This window comes from Corynebacterium timonense (assembly GCF_900105305.1).
Taxonomy (GTDB): domain Bacteria; phylum Actinomycetota; class Actinomycetes; order Mycobacteriales; family Mycobacteriaceae; genus Corynebacterium; species Corynebacterium timonense.
This window is the reverse complement of the sequence record NZ_LT629765.1, coordinates 53,758-72,456: the sequence shown is the minus strand read 5'-3', so window position 1 is coordinate 72,456 and position 18,699 is coordinate 53,758. Positions and strand designations below refer to the sequence as shown.

Sequence of the window (18,699 nt, the reverse complement as noted above, 5' to 3'; positions counted from 1 at the left end):
GGGTTTTACCGCCTGGATCTCGCTGAGGTCGACCACAACACCCCAGCTAGTCGACCTCAACACATTCCGCCTCAACGCGACCTGGGGTTTTACCGCCTGGATCTCGCTGAGGTCGACCAGGAGACCCCAGCCTCAGTCGACCCCACCACACACCATTGCCACCGAGCCCCCCAGGCACGCGCAGCGCCTACACCGGCAGGTTCGTGAACCCGATGCCCACGGGCACGCCGACGTTGTCGGTGAGGTGGACGCCGCCGAGGTCGACCGCACCGAGGAGGCGTGCGTCGCCCTCCTCGGGCGCAGGGCCGAAGGACAGGCTGCGCAGTTCCAGGTAGGCGGGCTCGACGCCGGCCGCGTCGAGGACGGAACGCGCCGCCTCCAGAACGGCCGTGGCACCACGCTCAGCGACGTGCGCCCCGGCGGTCAGGGCGGCGGGCAGCGCCAGGGCGGGCTCGCGATACTGTTCCGGCACGTCGGCGTTGCGCAGCGACATCGCCACGCCGTCCGCGGTACGCACGGTGGGCACGCTGTGCAGCCGGACCTCCATGCGCAGCGCGCTCACGGCCCGCTGGACGGCGACGAGCAACTCGAAGTCCTTTTCGCCGAGCACCACGTCGGTGGCGTGGCAGGCGTGGGCGGCCGCCAGGATGCGCGCCACGCCGCGGGCGATGGCGGTGGGGTCTTCAAGGTGGTGGAGGGGCGTCGATACGCATGCGTCGGCGTCGAGGCGGCCACGGTAGACCACGTCGACCTGCTCGCGCGCGAAGACCTCCGGGCTGTCCTCACCGGTGTAGGTGACCATGACGACCGAGCCGAGCAGAGAGCGCGCCGCGCGGATGAGCTGGATGTGCCCCGCGTGCAGGCCCGCCCCGAGCGGGACGAGCACGACGGACTTGCCCACCTTGCGAAACGCACGCCCGTACGTGGCCAGGCTCGCGGGATCGGTGACCTCGACGGCTGTCCCGGGCTCAAACATCGGTGCTGTTCCTCTCCGTAACTCGTCGCTCCAGCTGCTCGTACAGGTCCCCGGCCGGGTGCCCACCGAGCGCGGCGCGCAACTGCTCCTGGCGCGCGGGCGCGATGGCCTCCGGCTCCTCCACCGTCGCCGCGATGCCGGGCAACTCTTCGCGTATGAGCTCGAGGGCATCTCGCTTTGCGACGTCCCCAAGCCGCCCCAGCCGAGCCGCCGCCGCAAGCCTCGGGCGCTGCGCGTCGGTAATCGGCACGTTCACCCCGCCCGCCTGCGCCACGAGCAACGACACGACGGCCTCGCCGACGTCGTCGGCGGCGGAGGTAACCCAATAGCCGGGCTGGATCTCGTGGGCCGCCATCGTCACCGCCCCGCGCAGCTCCACGGGATCGAAGGCCTGAACGCCCTCGATGAGGCAGGTGTGCAGGAACATCTGCCGCTGCCGGGCGCGCGGCGCAAGCTCCTCCGCCTGCGCGCGCACCCACTCGGGGTCCTGCGCGTCGAGGATGACCAAGTCGAAGGGCGCGCCCGCGTGAAACGCAGTGACGCTCGTCATGGCGTGCCCGGTGCGCTGCAGCGCCTCGGCGAGGCCGGACTGCCGCCCCGGCCCGTGGAGGACGCCGCCGCGAAGACGCGGCCCCATCTACTCGGCGTCCTTGCCGCGTCGCGCCAGCAGCTCAGCGACGGAAACGGCGCCGCTGCCGCGCTCGTCGCGCCGGCGCCGTCCGCCGCGACGTTCCTGTGCGGGCGCGGGCGGGGCGGGTTCCTCGGCGGGCTTGTCCTCGCGGGGCGACTCCCACGAATCCCACAGAGACGAGCCCGCCTGCCGCTCGCTGATGAGCTGGGACAGCGGGTTGCGCTGCGCCGCGCGGGAGCTGGGCTGGGTGCCCAGCCGCCCGGAAATCGCCTCGGAGCTCGGGGCTCCGGCCGGGCGGCCGGTGGCACTCGTGGTGCTGGCGGTGCTGGTGCTGGTGCCGGAGGTTTTCGGGGCGTCGGGCACCGCGCGCAGTGTCGCCGTGTCCTCCTCCGAGGGGGCCGTCGGCTTGCCGGCCTCTGACTCAGGCTCCACGGTGGCGGGCTCCACGGTGGCGGGCTCCGCCTCGGCCTCAGGCTTCGGGGCGCGAGACGGCATCGCGTCCAGCTCCGCGATGCGGCGCGCCTCGGCGCGCAGGGCGGCCGGTTCGTACTCAAACTCGCGGCCCGCCATCTGCTCCAACTGGGCGCGCAGCGCTTTGAGCTCCTGCTGGATCTCGTGCAGCACCTCGACGTCGACGCCGACGGGGATGTCGTCGTCGCTGCGCGCCAGCGCGAGCGCGGCGCGGTCGGCCTCGCCGCGGGCGCGCACGGCGTCGAGCTCGGCCTCGTGGCGCTTGTCGCTCTCCTCCAGGGCTAGGCGCGCCTCGTCGCGGTCACGGCGGGCCTTGGCGATGACGATGATCCCAGCGGCGGCGGCCCACAGCGCGAGAATGAGCGAGACCTTGAGCACGTTCGCCGAGTTGGTGAACAGCATGATGACGGTGCCCACCACCGCCAGCACGAAGGGGACGACGACCCACAAGTTCCCGCTGTCACGCAAAGAGTTCTCGCCACTCATGTCCCACACCTTACTGAACGGCCTCGCCGTCACCGGGCGGCGACACCTCGCAGGCGCGCTCCAGCACGACCCCCGCCACGGCGAGCGCCAGCCCGCCGAGCGCCCCGGAGAGCACGCCCGGCAGGTCCGTCTCCGCAGCAGCGAGGCTGCCCGCCCGCGGCAGGACGTAGACGGCCAGGCCCGCGAACACCCCGCCGCAAATCGCCCCGGCCCAGGCCGACGCCTTCCCCAGCAACATGAAGTTCGCCGCCATCATCGGGTTGAGCTGCGAACGGTCCAAGCCCACCTTGCCCTCCTCGCGACGCTTTTTCACCATGGCCGCGGCGAACAAGCACACCGCGGCCACGATCCACAGCGGCATGGACCACAGCAACTCCACGCCCGACAGCGCGCCGTAGAAGCGGCGCACCAGGATGAAGGCCGCGGCTGCGCAGAAGCCCGCCACGGCGACGAGCCCGGCGATGGGGGTCCGCGTCATAGCTTTCTCACCTCCTGCTCGCCCAGCCTAGCCAGCAGGTCGGACACCGCCTCGCCGCCGAGCCGGGCGCCCGGATCCACCTCCAGCCAGGGCGCGAGCACGAAGGCGCGCTCGGCGGCGCGCGGGTGCGGCACCGTCAAGTCCGGGTCGGAGGAGGTGTAGCCCTCGATGTCGACGATGTCGACGTCGAGGGTGCGCGGTCCCCAGCGCACGTCGCGCACGCGGCGGGCGGCGCGCTCGAGGTCCTGGCAGCGGCGAAGGAGCTGGTGGGGCGTTTCGGGGGCGTCGATAAGCAGCGTTTGGTTGAGGAAGTCGGGCTGCTCGACCCCGCCCCAGGGCGCGGTGGCGTAGACGGAGCTCGCGGCGACGAGGTCGGGGGCGAACTCCTCGACGGCGGCGGCGAGGTGGGCGCGCGAGTCCTCCATGTTGGAGCCGATGGACAGCACCGCCCTCATCGGCGCGCCTTCGGGGCGCTGCGGCGGGCGACGACGGCGACGTCGTCGATGACCAGCGGGATCGGGGCGTGCGGCTTGTGCAGGGTGACCTCCACCGCGTGCAGCGCCGGGTAGCGCGCGATGGCGATGTCCGCGATCTGCGCCGCGACCGTCTCGATGAGCTTGCGGGGCGTCCCGCCCGCAATGTCGTATGCGAGCTGCGCCAGCTCCGCGTAGTTGATCGTCGCGTCGAGGTCGTCTGTCGCCGCGGCGCCGGTGAAATCCAGCCAACAGGTGATGTCCACGCTGAAGGCCTGGCCGTGCTCCGTCTCGTGCGCGAGCACGCCGTGGTGGGCGTAGACGCGCAGCCCCTTCAGTTCGATCCGGTCCGCCACTTACGCTCCCCCTTCCCGCCAGGCGGCGACGACGTCGACGGCGTCGCGGGTGACGGCCACCTCGTGCACGCGCACGCACCACGCCCCGGCCCGCGCGGACAGCGCGGAGACCGCCGCTGTGGCCGGATCCGCGTCGACGGGCGTATGCTCCAGGCCGCGCTGCTTGCGGATGCTCGTGAGGAAGCGCTTGCGCGACGCCCCCACCAGCACCGGGAACGGCCCGGCCACGAAGGTTTCGAGCGCGGCGAGCAGCGCCCAGTTGTCCGCGGCCGTCTTGGCAAAGCCCAGGCCCGGGTCGACGGTGATCCGCTCCGGGTCGACTCCCGCCGCGATGGCGTTGTCGGCGAGTTCGCGCAGCACCGCGTGTACGTCGCTGACCACGTCGCCGCCGTGGTCGGCGGCGCCGGCGGCGTCGCCGTAGGAGTCAGCGCGCCAGTGCATGAGGCACACCGGCACGCCCGCCTGCGCCATCACGCGGTACATGTCGGGGTCCGCGAGCCCGCCGGACACGTCGTTGATGAGGTCCACGCCGGCCTCGACGGCCGCGGCCGCGGTCGCAGCGCGCATCGTGTCCACCGAGGTGCGGATGCCCTCGGCGTGCAGCGCCTCGATGACGGGGCGCACGCGGGCGGCCTCTACCTCGGCGGGCACGCGGGTCGCACCGGGGCGGGTCGACTCCCCGCCGACGTCGATGATGTCGGCGCCCGCGCGCACGAGCTCGCGGGCGTGTGCGAGGGCGTCGTCGGTACGCAGCCAGCGCCCGCCGTCGGAAAAGGAGTCCTCGGTGACGTTGAGGATGCCCATGACGCTCGTGCGCCCGGGAACGGTCAGGTCCTGCACGGTGGTCACGGCTAGCTCCTAATGAGGCTGAGCACCTCGGCGCGGGAGGCCGCGTTCGTCTTAAACCCGCCGCGCACCGCCGACGTCGTCGTCGTGGAGCCGGGCTTGCGGATCCCGCGCATGGCCATGCACAGGTGCTCGCACTCGATGACGACGATGACGGCCTGAGCACCAAGCTTATCGACGAGCGCGTCAGCGATCTGGCTCGTCAAACGCTCCTGCACCTGGGGGCGCTTGGCGTAGAGGTCCGCCAGCCGCGCCAGCTTGGACAGGCCGGTGACCTTGCCCTCCGCCCCTGGGATGTAGCCGATGTGCGCCTTGCCGTAGAAGGGCACCAGGTGGTGCTCGCACATCGAGTAGATGGGAATGTCGCGCACGAGCACGAGCTCGTTGTGGTCCTCGGCGAAGCTCTTGTTCAGAACCTCGGTCGGGTCCGTGTGCAGCCCGGCGAAGACCTCCTCGTAGGCGCGCGCGACGCGCGCCGGCGTCTCCTCCAACCCGGGCCTGTCGGGGTCCTCCCCCACCGCCAGCAGCAGCTCGCGCACCGCCGCCTCGGCGCGGGCGCGGTCAACACCAGAGCTCGTCATTCCTGTCCTCCTTCGCGCTTCGGCAGGGTCTCTTCCTCGGCGTCGGGCAGCGCGACGTCCCCGGCATCCACCTTCGGGATCTCCGACGTCGGAGCGTCGGACGGGCTGTCCTTCCTGTCCTTCCTGGTGGGCCGTTCGTTCTCCGGCAGCTGGAAGCCAATCAGCGGTTCCTCCCGCTCCTGGGGCTGGTCCGTCGAGGGCTGCTGCGGCTGGGGCTCCGGCGCGCCGTAGTTGCGCACCCCCGGGTGCTCCCCCGGCCGGTGCTTCGCGGGCTCGCGCGGGATGGTTTGGGTCGCAGCCTCGCCCTCAGCCGGCCCCTGACCCGGCGCGCCGGTGTAGTGCCAGCCCGGAGGGGGCTTCGGCCCCTGGTACTCGACAGTCCGCGGCGTGGAGGAGCGGCCCCCGCGCCACGCGGTCGAGCCCGTCGGCTGCGGCTGCTCCTTGGCGCGCTGCTCGACGCGACGCTTGCGCGCCCGGCGCGACATGTCCAGCAGCGTCTCCTTCTTCGGCAGCTCCACGCCGAGCGCCTTCGCCTCCTCGATGGGGGTGAGCACCGGGGTGCGGCCGGGCTGGGCCACGAAGCGCTCGTCCACGGCGGGCAGGCCGGAGCCCTCCGGCTCGATGCCGGTGAAGATGTCCTCCAGGTCCGGCCGGCGCAGGGTTTCCTTCTCCAGCAAGCGCGACGCGAGGGTGTCCAGGTAGTCGCGGTTGCGGGCGAGGATGGAGTAAGCGCGCTCATGTGCGGCGTCGATAAGCTCGTGCACCTCGCGGTCGATGGTTTCGGCGACCGCGGGCGAATAGTCGAGGCTGCCTCCGCCGCCGCGGCCGGAGAAGGGGTCGCCGTCCTCGGAGCCGTACTTGACGGTGCCGAGCACGCTGGACATGCCGTACTCGGTGACCATCGCGCGGGCGATCTTCGTCGCCTGCTCGATGTCGTTGCTGGCGCCGGTCGTGGGCTCGCCGAAGACGAGCTCCTCGGCGGCGCGCCCGCCCATGGCGAAGACCAGGCGGGCGAAGAGCTCGTCGCGGTTGTACATGCCCTTATCGTCCTCCTGCGCCGTCATGGCGTGGCCACCCGTGCGGCCGCGGGCGAGGATGGTCACCTTGTACACGCGCTCGATGTCTTTGAGCGCCCACGCCGACAGCGTGTGCCCGCCCTCGTGGTAGGCGGTGACCTTCTTTTCCTTCTCGGAGATGATCTTGGAGCTGCGGCGCGGGCCGCCGATGACGCGGTCGGTGGCCTCCTCCAGCGCGTCGGCGGTGATGACGTTGCCGCCAATGCGGGCGGTGAGCAAAGCGGCCTCGTTGAGCACGTTGGCCAGGTCCGCGCCCGACATACCGGCGGTGCGCTTGGCCAAGGCGTCCAGGTCGGCGTCGGGGCCGAGCGGCTTGTCCTTGGCGTGGACTTTGAGGATCTGCTGGCGGCCCGCCAAATCCGGGTTAGTCACCGGGATCTGGCGGTCGAAGCGGCCCGGGCGCAGCAGCGCCGGGTCGAGGATGTCGGGGCGGTTGGTCGCCGCGATGAGGATGACGCCTTCGCGGTCGCCGAAGCCGTCCATCTCCACGAGCAGCTGGTTAAGCGTCTGCTCGCGCTCGTCGTGGCCCCCACCCGTGCCGGAGCCGCGCTGGCGGCCCACCGCGTCGATCTCGTCGACGAAGATGATGCAGGGCGCGTTCTCGCGGGCCTGCTTGAACAGGTCGCGCACGCGGGAGGCGCCGACGCCGACGAACATTTCGACGAAGTCGGAACCGGAGATGGTGAAAAACGCCACGCCGGCCTCGCCCGCGACGGCGCGGGCGATAAGCGTCTTACCCGTACCGGGAGGGCCGTAGAGCAGCACGCCGCGCGGGATCTTCGCGCCGAGCTTCTCGTAGATCTGCGGGTCCTGCAGGAAGTCGACGACCTCCTGCAGCTCGTCGACGGCCTCGTCGGCACCCGCGACGTCGGCAAACGTGTTCGTCGGGTGGTCCTTAGTCAGCTGCTTGGCCTTGGAACCGCCGAGGCCAAACATGCCGCCGCCGGCCTGCATGCGGTAGAGGAAGAACGACAGCAGGCCGAAGATGAGCAGCATCGGCAGCATGAAACCGAGCATGGACAGCAGGAAAGAATCCTGCGTGACGTTCGTCTTGTAGGAATCCGCCCCCGATTCGCGCACGGCGTTGAAGATGTCGGGCGCGGTGCGGGCCGGGTACTGCGCCATGACGGCCTCGACGCCCTCGCGCTCGTCCACGGTGATGGGTTCGCGCAGGTCAATGCGGATGCGCTGCTCCCGGTCGTCGATCTGCACTTCCTCGGCGTTGTTGTCCTGCAGCTGCTGCAGGGCCACGGAGGTATCGACGTTTTGGTACGCGCGAGTCTCGTCCCCGATCAGGGTGAACAGGTAGAGAACGATGAGAACGACGGCGCCGATGAGGCCCCACCGCAGTACTTTCTTGTTGTCCATGTAGTCCTATGTTGTTGTGGGAAAGGTCTAGATCTCGCTGGCCCGCACGTCCGCCTCGACGGCGTCTTCGACCACCCCGCCGTAGACGCGCGGGTGGAGCGTGCCCACGTACGGCAGGTCGCGGTAGCGCTCCGCGTAGTCCAGGCCGTAGCCAACGACGAACTCGTTCGGGATGTTAAAGCCGATGTCCAGCAGATCAATCTGCGCTGTCTGCACCTCGGGCTTGCGCAGCAGGGTGATCACATTAAGAGAGCGGGGTTGGCGCCCGCGCAGGTTCTTCATCAACCAGGACAGCGTCAACCCAGAGTCGATGATGTCCTCCACGATGAGCACGTCGCGGCCCTGGATATCCCGGTCGAGGTCCTTGAGGATGCGCACGATGCCCGAGCTGGTGGTGGAGTTGCCGTACGAGGACACCGCCATGAACTCCAGCTGGCACGGGATGTCGAGGCGGCGCGCGAAATCCGTCAGGAAGAACACAGCGCCCTTGAGCACGCAGACGAGGATGAGTTCCTGCTCAGCGCCGCGGTACTTCTCAGAGACCATGTCCGCCAACTGCTGGATCCGTGTCTGCAGCTCCTCCTCGCTGATGAGGATCGCCTCCACGTCCTCGCCGTACGGGTTGGCGGGGACGTCGAAGTTCTTCGTATCGTGCAGCTCGTGTCCTGTCATCGGTGCCCTTTCTCGCAAGCCCTAGCGCATCGCGTAACTCCCTCATCTTGCCACCTTCCCCGCGCGGGGAACAACCACCAGCGGTTTTGCAGGTTGGGTTCAGGTGACCACGAGCCTGCCCGCGACCCTGCGCACGCTGCGCCCGCCGGCCAGGGTGACCGGCCCTTGACCCTTCCACCGCACGACGAGCGCGTCAATGTCTTCGAGCTGCGCCCCGCCCGGAGCCACGCCGTGCCCGGCCAGCCACGCGACGAGGCGGCGCCGCCGCACCGGCGCCGGGTCGCGCGCGAGCTCGGCGCAGTCGTCGGTTGGGGCACCCTCGCTTATCGACGCCACAAGCTCCCGCCCCTGCGCAATCCGCGCGGCTGTTGTCGCCAGCGCGGGCACCGCATCGCCGCCGATCAGTTCGCACAGCTGCGGGATCACCTCGCGCCGCACGCGCACCCGGCGAAAGGAGGCGTCGGCGTTCATGGGGTCGTGCCAGGGCTCGACCCCGAGCTCCGCGCATGCGCCGAGCGTGTCGGCGCGGCGCAGCGTAAGGAAGGGCCGCGCGACGCCACCCTCGCGCGGCGCCATGCCGGAGGGGTTGCCGCGTAGGGCCCCGAGCAGGAGCGTTTCGGCCTGGTCCTCGGCGGTGTGGGCGACCCACACCTCCCGGCCGGCGGCGCGCAGCGCGGCGTAGCGGGCCCGCCGGGCCTGCGCCTCGAGGTTGCCCGGCGCGACGTCGACGCGCACGACCTGCGCCTCGAGCCCCCAGGCGCGGGCCTGCTCGGCGGCGCGCTGGGCGATATCGGCGGAGCCGGGCTGCAGGCCGTGGTCGACGACGACCGCCACGGCGTCTTTCGCCTCCGCGGCGGCGGCCGCGGCGAGCGCCAGGGAGTCCGGCCCGCCGGACAGGCCGATGACGGCGGGCCCGTCGAAGGGGCGCACGGCGTGCCGGCACGCCGCGAAGTGCGGCGAGCGGCGCGGCCAGAACGGGCGCATTTAGAACTCCCGCAGCACGGAGGCCAGCTCGTCGAGGGCGCGGCGCGCGGCGAGGATGTCGCTGCCGTTGGAGATGAAGGCGAAGGTGTACACGTTGCCTTCGCGGCTGGTCACGGTGCCGGCCAGCGCGGAGGTGGAGTCGAGGGTGCCCGTCTTGGCGCGCACCCAGCCGCGCCCGGGCAGGTCGGCGTAGCGCTCGGCGAGCGTTCCTTCGCCGTGGGCGACGGGCAGGGTGGACAGCAGGGGGCGGAGGGGTTCGGCCCGTGCGGCGTCGACAAGCAGCTCATCGAGCAGCCGCGGCGGGATGAGGTTGAAGGTGGACAGGCCGGAGCCGTCGGCGAGCGTGACGGCGGTGGTGTCGTAGCCGCGCTCGGCGAGCGCGTCGAGGGTGGCCTGCGGGCTGGCCGCGCCGCGGTGGGCGGCGACTTCGCGGCCGATGGCCTCGGCCATGACGTTGTCCGAGTCTTTCATCATGGCCTTCAGGCGGGCGGTCAGGTCGGGCGATTCGGCGCTGGCGAGGACCTGTGCCCCCGCGGGTGCGGCGCCGTAGTCGGCGACGTCGGCGCCGAGGCGCTCGGCGAGCGCGCGCGCGACGTCGAGGGCGGGGGTGTGCGAGCGCGGGACGTCTCCCTCGGTGGCGCCGATGCGCCCGCCGTGGAGCATGATCGGCTCGAGCGGGGCGACGAACCCGGCGTCGATGTCGACGGGGTCCCACCCCGGCAGCAGCGTCTCCCCCGGCCAGGCGGAGGTGTCCACGTAGACGGCGTCGGCGCTGCCGATCTCGGCGGCGAGCCGATCGAGTGTTTCCTCATCGAACCACACGTCGCCGGCCGCCTTGATCACGACCTGGCCGGGGGTTTTACCCGCGACGACGTCCGTGGTGATGGTGTCGGCGGGGCCCAGCTCCAGCAGCGCGGCGGCGGCGGTGAGCACCTTCGTCGTCGACGCTGGGCGCAGGGGGTCGGCGGAGAGCTGGTCAAAGATGACCTCGCCGGTATCCGCGGAGGAGATCCTCGCGTGGAAGGTGCCCAGCGCGGGGTCGGCGGCGAGGCGGGCGATCTCCGCGGCGCGGGTGGTGGCGTCGATAGGCGACGGGCTCGCGGGCTCGACGATGGGGGCGGGGGCCGTGAGCTCGAACGCGGGCGCGTGCGTGAGCTCGGCGCGCTGCTGCTGCGCGGAAACCCCAATCCCTGCGACCGCGCCGACGCTGATCACGGCGGCGGCGCCGACTGCCCATGTCCATACCTTCATCGGGCTAAAGGGTAGCCCACGTATGATATTTGGCGTACTTTCCACCCACCAGACGGCATGAAGGAGCGCACATGAGCGACAAGGCCATCGAAGTCATCATCGAGATCCCGAAGGGCTCCCGCAACAAGTACGAGGTCGACCACGAAACGGGCCGCGTCTACCTCGACCGTTACCTGTTCACCCCGATGGCCTACCCGGCCGACTACGGCTTCATCGAGCACACGCTTGCCGACGACGGCGACCCCCTCGACGCCCTCGTCATCACGCCTGAGCCCGTCTTCCCGGGCGTGACCGTCATCGCGCGCCCCATCGGCGTGTTCAAGATGACCGACGAGGCCGGCGGCGACGACAAGCTCCTCTGCGTCCTCGACGATGTGCGCTACGAGTCCATCCAGGACATCGACGACATCAGCGACTTCACCAAGGACGAGATCGAGCACTTCTTCGTCCACTACAAGGACTTGGAGCCGAACAAGGAGGTGTCCGGCTCCGGCTGGGGCAACCGCGAGGAGGCTGAGCGCATCCTCCGCGAGTCCCAGGAAAACTACACGAAGTAGCTCGTAGCTCTTAGACCAGCTGGCGGCGGCCCACCAGGAATGCCGCCGCGCCGACGAGCGAGGCGATCACGAGGCCGATCAGGCCCTTGGACACGCCGTTGACGCCGGTCTCGGCGCTGATGCCGCGCGCCTGCTCGGCCGTCGGCGTAACCTCCAGCGCTTGGCGCTGCACCTCGGCGCGGTTGCTGCTCAGCAGGCTCTCGGACGAGGAGCGCTCCTCCGCCGTCGGCGTGGAGCTGGTGCGGCCCGAGCTGGTGACGTAGGTGCGGCCGTCGTCGTTGAGGTAGTAGTAGGCGCCGCCGAGGAAGAGGATCGCCGGCAGCGCGATGAGCGCGAGGCGCTGCAGCTCGACGCTCGCCTCGAAGCCGCCGCCGTTGAGAGCCTCGAAGCTCGAGCCGCCGTTGGCCTGCTGGCCTGTGCGCGCCTCGCGCTCGGCGGTGTTCTCCACGAACACGGAGGACCCAGGCAGGCTGAGGCCCTGCGTACCGGAGCCCTGCGCGCTGGAACCCTGCAAGAGCGTGACGTTGATGGGCAGCTCGCGCTGCAGCTTGCGCGCGAAGTCGAGGGTGAGCATCACGCCGGCCTGCCCCTCGGCGACCGTCTTGTTCACCAGCTCGCGGGAGTTCACCACGTAGTTGATGTCCTGGTTGTAGAACCACTGCTGGCCCTCCCACTCCCCGGCCAGGCCGCCGATGGTGGCGAAGGGAAGCAGCTGGCTCGCGGCCTCGAAGGCCGCGCTGCTGCCCGTCTCCTGGCTGCCGTTCTTCGGCTGTGCGTAGCCGGCCTTCTGCGCGAACTCCGCGATGGTGAGGTAGCCCTCGGTCAGGCCCTTGAGGTCCGCCTTGACGTGGTCGCGATTGACCACGACGTGCTTCCCGTCCTCGTGGTAGAACCACTCGACGCCGTCCCAGGTGCCCGCGACACCGCCAGCTTCCCACGTGTTGAGCGGCTTGCCTTCCTCAATGGTTAGGCCGCTGCTCGCGGCGTTCGCGCTGCTTCCGCTGCTGCCCACGGCAGATCCGGCGGGCTCGGCGTGGGCGGCGGGGACGAGGGACAGGGACAGGGCGCCAGCGAGCGCCAGGGCGGGAATGCTCGAAGCAATCTTCTTCACGGGAACCTCCAGGGCTGTGTGGGGCGGCCCCCACCGTCTTTCAAGTCTCAAGTGAGGGTTTAGGGTCAAGTTCACTGTAGCCCTGTTTTCACATAAGTCACATGCGCAACACGAGTCACATCACTGACGCCTCCCCTTTTTGGGGGTGAAAACGATATGCCAGTGCCACTGCTCGGGAATCAGGAAGGTCGCCCGCGCTACTCGACGCCACACGTGCGTGTTCCGGGTCGCGCCGCAGTCGCGGGCGGCCACTAGTTGTACTTCCTCGGCAAGGTTGTGGACGTGTGAGCGTGCCTCGACATGTAGCCCACTGACGCTCTTCGAAAAGTAGCCCAGTGTGGTCGTTGTTATTGTGCCTGGCGGTGCCTTGGTTCGGGGGTTATTGTTGCGGGCACTTTGCGCCCTTTGATGCGGTGCCTTACTCCTCGGTGTTGGACGATTTTCGCATGGCGAACTATACGGTCGACCATGGCGCTGGCGAAGGTGACGCCACCGAAGTGGTTCGCCCCGGGGCGTGAGTAAGGGTATCGACTGGGTCGGCGCACATATACTCAGGCCGGATCCTGGCAACGTGGTTGCGAAACCATGACTCCGAACCTGTCCAACCCACCCGCTGGGCCAACACCGTGGCATTAAGCTGCGGTGCCTCCGCAAGAAGTTGCCTCACCTGCGGCTCAAACGGAACGGAACCCGTGCCTTTGGCGTCCCGTGGCTTGTAACAAGGCGGCGAATCTGAAGCCAGAGCCTTCTCCACCGCCTTCTTCGCACAGCCGACTTCGGCCGCGATCTTCCTCAATGACAGACCCTGCCCGGGCAGGTACCGGGTCTACGCCCATTCCTTCAATGAAATCGCCCATCCAATCTTTTCCGGGTGGGCTACTTTTCGACCGTCGCTAACAGAGGTCGGTCCGTATGCAGTGCATAGTCGCGGCGCTCGACGGTCGGGGGCTGATCCGTATGCATTGCATAGTTTCGGGCCCGTCCGCTTCGGGGCCGGGGGTGTATGCATTGCATAGTCGCGGCGCTCGGGGGCTGATCCGTATGCGTTGCATAGGCACGGCGCTCGGCGGTTGGGGTTGGGGTGCATGCATTGCATAGTCGGTGCGCTCGACGGTCGGGGGCTAATCCGTATGCATTGCATAGTTTTGGCGCTCGGGGGCTGATCCGTATGCATTGCATAGTCGCGGCGCTTGGTGGCCGGGGGGGTGATCGGTATGCATTGCATAGTCGCGGCGCTTGGTGGCCGGGGGGGTGATCGGTATGCATTGCATAGTCGCGGCGCTCGGCGCGCGGGCGTTGATCGGTATGCATTGCATAGTCGGTGCGCTTGGTGGTCGGGCGCTGATCGGTATGCATTGCATAGTTGCGGGCCCGTCCGCTTCGGGGCTGGGATGTATGCATTGCATAGTCCACCCCACTCAAACACGCGCGCTATGTAAACGTCGAAAATCTGCCTTTAGCCAGCTCAACCCACATGTCCGACCCGTTGCTATACTGTCAATCAAACACACGATCGACACGCTTGGGGGAGCAATGGACACACCACCGACCACCGTCAGCAGGGACAGCGCACCCGCACATATCGCGCACACCATCGAAAAAGGGTTCGGCGTATTCTCGCGCCGCAAGGCGCAGATACTCTACGCCATCGCACTTTTCGACGTCCTCGGGCTCGCACCCCAGTTCGGCGCACAAACTACCGCACTGTGGCTGGTCCGGAGCATCGCGGTACCGAACTCCACCGCCCACGAATACGTCAGGGTTGCCCGCGCAATGCTGCGCTTCGAGGTGATGGCACAAGCATTCTTGGAAGGGCGAACAAACTACTCCAAGGTCAGACTGATACTGCCGCCGCTCACCAAGGACAACGAGGCCGAGTTGGTAGAGCTGGCCTGCACCATGACGTTCCACGAGTTGGAGATCGCGCTGCTGCAATTCCGCCAGCCGGCGCAGAAAGCGACGAGGACGTCCTACGTGCGTCTGAAAGCCGCGCCGGATGGGCGTATAAAGCTGTGGGCGGACTTCAACGCGGCGGAAGGCGCGCGTGTGATGGCGGCGATGAAGGTCGGGGAACTCGCCTGGCACGACGTCAACTGGGCATCCTTGGCGGGCAACGACGCGACGGTGGATCCGGAGCGTATCGACGCTGAAATAGACCGCCAGGATAAGAAAACACGCGGCTGTTCCGGTTTCGGCCTGCCCATCGGGGAGGTGTTGGTTAGCGCGTTTATGGGCATGGTGAATATGACGTTGTCGCGGCCGCGTAACCCGTTGCGCGCACCGGGGGCGCACGTCAACGTCGTCATGACCACCGACGGCAAAGCCTACCTGCCCTACAACCCTGGTGCGCCCTCAAAGGCGGTGAAAAACTTCCTCGCCAACGCCCACTACCGGCTCAACAGGGTCGACGACACAGGGCTGGTGCTCAACAGTGGGCGCGCATTTCGGCTTGCCTCCGACGCCCAGGTCAACGCGCTGATGCTCATGTGGCGTCACCAGTGCGCGATGCCCGGGTGTAGTCACACGCGCTTTATAGAAATGCACCACGTCCGTGACTGGGCGGACGGCGGGCCGACAGACCTGGACAACTTGCTGCCGTTGTGTTCGGCGTGCCACAGCCTCGTCAGCGACAACCACATCACCATTTTGCGCGACGGTGGGGACTTTCATTTCCTGGGCCCGGGTGGGGTGCGCTACGTCAGCACAGACCGCGGGCTGCCCGTGCGCAACGACGACGCCCGGACGCTGGAAGAGTTCAACGAGCTCAGCTGGGTCTAGCGGCGCCTCGACAGCACGAGCCTCGCGATGCCACGCCAACCGAGCATGAACAAGACGGAGGTAGCACCGACGCCGAAAGGAACAAACGCCTCGAGCCAACCAAGAAACGTCAACGGCATCTCTTCAGTCTGGTCAGCGGCGCGGGCGAGGAGGGCGAAGGCAGCGATGGCGTAGGGCTTGTGCAACATAACAGGAAGCCTGGCTGTCCGTCCCCGTGACGTTGTGAACGCGTTGTGCGGGGGTGAGGCCACCGATAGCGGTGTGGGCACGATGGTCGTTGTAGTCGTGGATAAACTCCGCGTACGTCTGCTGCCGGGCCTTTCGCTGCTGTCGGGGCGCGCGTAGGCCCATTCCTGCATCAGGGTGCGGTTAAACCGCTCGACCGTGCCGTTGGTCTGCGGCCGGTACGGCTTGGTGTCAACATACTTAACCGCACCCAGGGCAGCGTTGAACGCCGTGGAACGGTAGCAGGCTCCGTATATCTATCATCACCCATGTGACCTCGGCGCCGTAGGCGGAAAAGAACGCACTCGCACACTGCATAAACCCGGCCGCGGTGTGCTTCTTCTCGTCGGCCAGGATCTCCGAGTACACCATCCGTGAGTAGTCATTCACGGCGTGATGCAGATAGGAGTACCCGCGTCCGGCGGTCGCACCGCAACGGTGCGCTTTGCTGCGCTGGCGCCCTGCACGGCGATCCTGTACAAAGCCACGCCCATGGGCACCCGCCAGCCGCCGCCATCGGGGATACGACCACGCTTTCTGATCTCGACACGGAACATGTCCCCAGGCTGGCTGCGCTCGTAGCGCACTGGTGGCGCTGGGTGCGCACCGGCAGCTGGTGCGGGCACGTGTGGGGCCGACTGGAGCGGCCGGTGAGATCCTCTCCGTTACGGGCGCGTGTGACCCTCCGGTTGACCGTAGCCGGAGAACTCTGCAGCCGCTTGGCCACCCGGCGCTGGGAGTAACCGTCGACAAGAACCAAATCCACGATCTTCTACCTACCGGCCAGGATCAAAGGCGCGTTACGGTCTGGCATGAAAGCCTCCGTTGTGGATGTTCGAGTCGGTACCTGCACCACCACCGGAAGCTTCCCCCCATCCGCTCACACCGTTCACAACCTCCCAGGGAAGTACAGCTAGTCCCCCATGTTCGCGGCGACTTGCTGCTCGCTGACGACGCGGTCGTACTGCCAGCCAACAACCGCGTTCTGCACGGATTGCGCGAGGGGGTTGGCGGGCTGGATACAGCTGATGGTCAACAGGCGCCCGGGCGTGGCGCCGTCGCCCCAGATGGTGGGGTCCTCGGCGAGCCCGTCCTTCTTAGGGGCGTGGAGGTCGCTGGCGACGTAGGTCAGCCAGTCGGGCCCGGAGGCCTCGGTGCGAATATACAGGACGTCGCCGACGGCGACGTTGTGGCGGTCGTTCTTGCCGTCGTAAAGCGCGTCAAAGACGGCGGAGACGCCGACGCCCGTGTGCCCTGCGGTGACGACGACGTCTGGGGCGGAGGTGCCGGGCAGGGAGTAAGGGCGGTCGGGAGCGGTGTAGGCGCACGCCTCGTCGAGGGTGACGGGGTCGATGACGTCGTCGACGACGCGGCAGTCGTCTTTTTCGAAGCTCGCGCGCAGGCCGATGGCGGGGATGGCGAGCTCCACGGGGCGGCTCGGCGGGATCTGCGTGCGCGTCGGCGCGGCGATGGGCGCCGGGCGCGTCGGGGTGGGAGCCGGTGCGTCGGCGGGGGCGTCCACGGCCGTGCGCGCCGCGCTGGGCGCGGGTTCGTCGTCGCCGCCGGAGCAGGCGCGCACGACGAGGGCGATCAGCAGCACCGCGATCGCCACGGCGCCGACGCGTCGCACCCAGAACACCCAGGGGGCCGGGCCCCTGGTGGCGGTCGAGGCCATCTGGCTAGATCAGGCGGCGGCGACCGTAGGCGAAGACGGCGGCGCCGATGACGGACGCGACGAGGAAGGCGGCGAGGCCCGCGGCCACGGCGTTCTCGCCGGTCTCGGCGCCGATGCCACGGGGCGCAGGATCGGCAGCGGCGGCGGTGCGGGTGACCTCGACGGCGGGCGCCTCTCCACCGGCGCGGGCCTCGGCGATGCCCTGGCGGCCAGCCTCGGCGCCGTGCTGCTCCAGGAGGGCGTTGGACGCCTCGACCTCCTCGGGCGTCGGCTCGGCGTCAATGCGCGCCATGTCCGTGACGTAGGTCTTCCCGTCCTGGTTGAGGTAGTAGGTCGTGCCCTCGACGGTGAAGACCGAGGGCAGCGAGATCAGGCCGGCGGCGACGGGGGCCCCGGACTCGGGGTTGACGTCCTCCGGCGAGAGCGGAGTTTCCGCGGGGGCGCCGGCCGGGGCGGGAGCGGGGGCGTCGACAAGCCCCGCATCGGCGGCGCCGTCGACGGGGACGGAGCTCTCGCGGGTGCCCTTGTCGAGCTGCTCGAAGGGGGTGTCCGCGGCCTCCTTGCTGGGCACGTAGTGCGTGCCTTCCGTGTTGAGGTAGTAGGTCTCGCCGGTGGCGGCGGTGGTCTCTGCGGGAAGGGCGTGCGCGCCGGGGGCGATCGCGACCGCCCCGGCGAGGGTTGCCGCGGCGATGAACGTACGGGTGCGCTTCATGGTCTCGTCTCCTCGGGTCAGCCGGGCAAGCCCGGTCAGCGTCGACAGTAAAGTCTCAATTGCAACTTTAGCCTTGAATAGCCACCTTTTCCACTACATCGACACGTGTCACGCCTGTACCATCCCCTGTACCATCGCCTGCATGCGAACCGTCACAGTGAACGAAGTCCCCTCCGACGCCCAGCTCATCGACGTCCGGGAGCCCGAAGAGTACGCCGAGGTCCACGCTGCGAACGCGGTGAACATCCCGCTGAGCGAGCTGACCACCCGCTACCAGGAGATCAACCCGGACCGCGAGATCTACGTCATCTGCCGCTCGGGCGGCCGCTCCGCGCAGGCCTGCGAGTACTTCGAGCGCGCGCTCGGTTGGGAGGAGCCCATCAACGTCGAGGGCGGCACGATCGCGTGGCAGGAGGCACACCTGCCGACGGCATAGCAACCGCGTAAATATTGGTTACAGCCAAAAGTTTTACCCCACCACGGCCGCGCGCTACATTGTTTCCATGGCCTCTTTTGTCGAGCTCCCCTCCGCGCTGACCAAGTCCCCGTCCTTCCAAATCGAGAGGGTCCGCCGCCACACGAAGGACGAGGTGGAACGCGCGCTGGCGGCGCACGACTCCACGATGCGCGAGTTCTGGATCCTCACCTGCGTCAACGAGCAGCCCTACTCGCAGACGCAGCTGTCGGAGCTGCTCGCCATTGACGCCTCGGACATGGTCCGCCTCATCGACTCGCTGGAAGGCCACGGCTGGGTCACGCGCGACCGGGACCCCAAGGACCGGCGCCGGCAGATCATCACCCCGACGAAAAAGGGCACGAAGGCGCAGGCGGAGCTCGCCGCCCAGGTAGCCGACGCCGAGGACCGCGCGCTCGACGCGAGCACGCACAAGCAGCTCAAGAGCCTGAAGAAGCTGTCGAAGGCGATCCTTCAGGACCAGGACGCCGAGTAGGCATTACTGGTTTTTGACCAATCATTTTGACCATCCACTATA

20 protein-coding genes and 1 pseudogene are annotated in these 18,699 nt (G+C 68.7%); 4 read left to right on the top strand and 17 right to left on the bottom strand.

Translation table 11 applies throughout. The features are described from left to right. Positions 1–187: 187 nt before the first annotated feature. From BLT81_RS00325 to dacB, 12 genes are all read right to left on the bottom strand, one after another. On the bottom strand, positions 188–976 hold the full coding sequence (locus tag BLT81_RS00325) for a pantoate--beta-alanine ligase (RefSeq protein ID WP_019195137.1): 789 nt from the start codon (positions 974–976) through the stop codon (positions 188–190). Beyond that, positions 969–1,613, bottom strand: a complete 645-nt coding sequence (locus BLT81_RS00320) for a hypothetical protein (protein WP_019195138.1) — start codon at positions 1,611–1,613, stop codon at positions 969–971. The genes BLT81_RS00325 and BLT81_RS00320 overlap by 8 nt, the downstream gene beginning before the upstream one ends. Then, the gene (locus BLT81_RS00315; protein WP_019195139.1) at positions 1,614–2,564 is read right to left on the bottom strand and encodes a DUF6779 domain-containing protein; all 951 of its coding nucleotides are present in this window, start codon (positions 2,562–2,564) and stop codon (positions 1,614–1,616) included. A 10-nt stretch (positions 2,565–2,574) separates the two neighbouring features. Next, a complete protein-coding gene (locus tag BLT81_RS00310) occupies positions 2,575–3,042 on the bottom strand; it encodes a DUF3180 domain-containing protein (protein ID WP_019195140.1) in 468 nt (155 codons plus the stop codon). After that, entirely contained in the window at positions 3,039–3,497 is a 459-nt protein-coding gene (folK, locus tag BLT81_RS00305) for a 2-amino-4-hydroxy-6-hydroxymethyldihydropteridine diphosphokinase (RefSeq protein ID WP_019195141.1), read from the bottom strand. The genes BLT81_RS00310 and folK overlap by 4 nt, the downstream gene beginning before the upstream one ends. Further along, positions 3,494–3,871 (bottom strand): dihydroneopterin aldolase, encoded by a 378-nt coding sequence (gene folB / locus BLT81_RS00300; RefSeq protein WP_019195142.1) that lies wholly within the window; start codon positions 3,869–3,871, stop codon positions 3,494–3,496. The genes folK and folB overlap by 4 nt, the downstream gene beginning before the upstream one ends. After that, complete coding sequence (gene folP / locus BLT81_RS00295; RefSeq protein WP_051011601.1) at positions 3,872–4,675, bottom strand: dihydropteroate synthase; 804 nt, start codon at positions 4,673–4,675, stop codon at positions 3,872–3,874. It lies immediately after the preceding gene. A 47-nt stretch (positions 4,676–4,722) separates the two neighbouring features. Then, positions 4,723–5,298 carry a GTP cyclohydrolase I FolE gene (gene folE / locus BLT81_RS00290; RefSeq protein ID WP_019195144.1) on the bottom strand — a complete coding sequence of 192 codons (576 nt, stop codon included), beginning with the start codon at positions 5,296–5,298 and terminating at the stop codon, positions 4,723–4,725. Further along, complete coding sequence (gene ftsH, locus BLT81_RS00285) at positions 5,295–7,742, bottom strand: ATP-dependent zinc metalloprotease FtsH (protein WP_019195145.1); 2,448 nt, start codon at positions 7,740–7,742, stop codon at positions 5,295–5,297. The genes folE and ftsH overlap by 4 nt, the downstream gene beginning before the upstream one ends. 27 nt (positions 7,743–7,769) lie before the next feature. Continuing rightward, entirely contained in the window at positions 7,770–8,399 is a 630-nt protein-coding gene (gene hpt, locus BLT81_RS00280) for a hypoxanthine phosphoribosyltransferase (RefSeq protein ID WP_051011603.1), read from the bottom strand. 114 nt (positions 8,400–8,513) lie between these two features. Then, positions 8,514–9,398 (bottom strand): tRNA lysidine(34) synthetase TilS, encoded by an 885-nt coding sequence (gene tilS, locus BLT81_RS00275; RefSeq protein ID WP_019195147.1) that lies wholly within the window; start codon positions 9,396–9,398, stop codon positions 8,514–8,516. Further along, on the bottom strand, positions 9,399–10,649 hold the full coding sequence (gene dacB / locus BLT81_RS00270) for a D-alanyl-D-alanine carboxypeptidase/D-alanyl-D-alanine endopeptidase (protein ID WP_040421879.1): 1,251 nt from the start codon (positions 10,647–10,649) through the stop codon (positions 9,399–9,401). A gap of 71 nt (positions 10,650–10,720) precedes the next feature. On the opposite strand from dacB, the gene BLT81_RS00265 reads away from it, so the two are divergent. Continuing rightward, positions 10,721–11,206, top strand: coding sequence for an inorganic diphosphatase (locus BLT81_RS00265; protein WP_019195149.1), 486 nt, complete (start codon positions 10,721–10,723; stop codon positions 11,204–11,206). Positions 11,207–11,216: 10 nt separating this feature from the next. On the opposite strand, the gene BLT81_RS00260 is transcribed toward BLT81_RS00265, so the two are convergent. Beyond that, entirely contained in the window at positions 11,217–12,317 is a 1,101-nt protein-coding gene (locus BLT81_RS00260) for a hypothetical protein (RefSeq protein WP_019195150.1), read from the bottom strand. Between the two features lie 1,533 nt (positions 12,318–13,850). On the opposite strand from BLT81_RS00260, the gene BLT81_RS00255 reads away from it, so the two are divergent. Beyond that, entirely contained in the window at positions 13,851–15,095 is a 1,245-nt protein-coding gene (locus tag BLT81_RS00255; protein WP_040421880.1) for an HNH endonuclease signature motif containing protein, read from the top strand. Here the strand turns inward: BLT81_RS00255 and BLT81_RS12885 are convergent. The 4 genes and pseudogenes from BLT81_RS12885 to BLT81_RS00235 form a co-directional block, all read right to left on the bottom strand. Beyond that, positions 15,092–15,283, bottom strand: coding sequence for a hypothetical protein (locus tag BLT81_RS12885; RefSeq protein ID WP_019195151.1), 192 nt, complete (start codon positions 15,281–15,283; stop codon positions 15,092–15,094). The genes BLT81_RS00255 and BLT81_RS12885 overlap by 4 nt on opposite strands. A gap of 22 nt (positions 15,284–15,305) precedes the next feature. Beyond that, a pseudogene (locus BLT81_RS00245) lies at positions 15,306–16,089 on the bottom strand (integrase core domain-containing protein); the annotation flags it as partial. A 144-nt stretch (positions 16,090–16,233) separates the two neighbouring features. Next, entirely contained in the window at positions 16,234–16,995 is a 762-nt protein-coding gene (locus BLT81_RS00240; RefSeq protein ID WP_019195152.1) for a sortase family protein, read from the bottom strand. 4 nt (positions 16,996–16,999) lie between these two features. Then, positions 17,000–17,707 carry a hypothetical protein gene (locus tag BLT81_RS00235; RefSeq protein WP_019195153.1) on the bottom strand — a complete coding sequence of 236 codons (708 nt, stop codon included), beginning with the start codon at positions 17,705–17,707 and terminating at the stop codon, positions 17,000–17,002. A 142-nt stretch (positions 17,708–17,849) separates the two neighbouring features. On the opposite strand from BLT81_RS00235, the gene BLT81_RS00230 reads away from it, so the two are divergent. Together BLT81_RS00230 and BLT81_RS00225 are read left to right on the top strand one after the other, a co-directional pair. Beyond that, the gene (locus BLT81_RS00230; RefSeq protein WP_083337232.1) at positions 17,850–18,143 is read left to right on the top strand and encodes a rhodanese-like domain-containing protein; all 294 of its coding nucleotides are present in this window, start codon (positions 17,850–17,852) and stop codon (positions 18,141–18,143) included. Positions 18,144–18,210: 67 nt separating this feature from the next. Continuing rightward, entirely contained in the window at positions 18,211–18,657 is a 447-nt protein-coding gene (locus BLT81_RS00225; protein ID WP_019195155.1) for a MarR family winged helix-turn-helix transcriptional regulator, read from the top strand. Positions 18,658–18,699 lie beyond the last annotated feature (42 nt).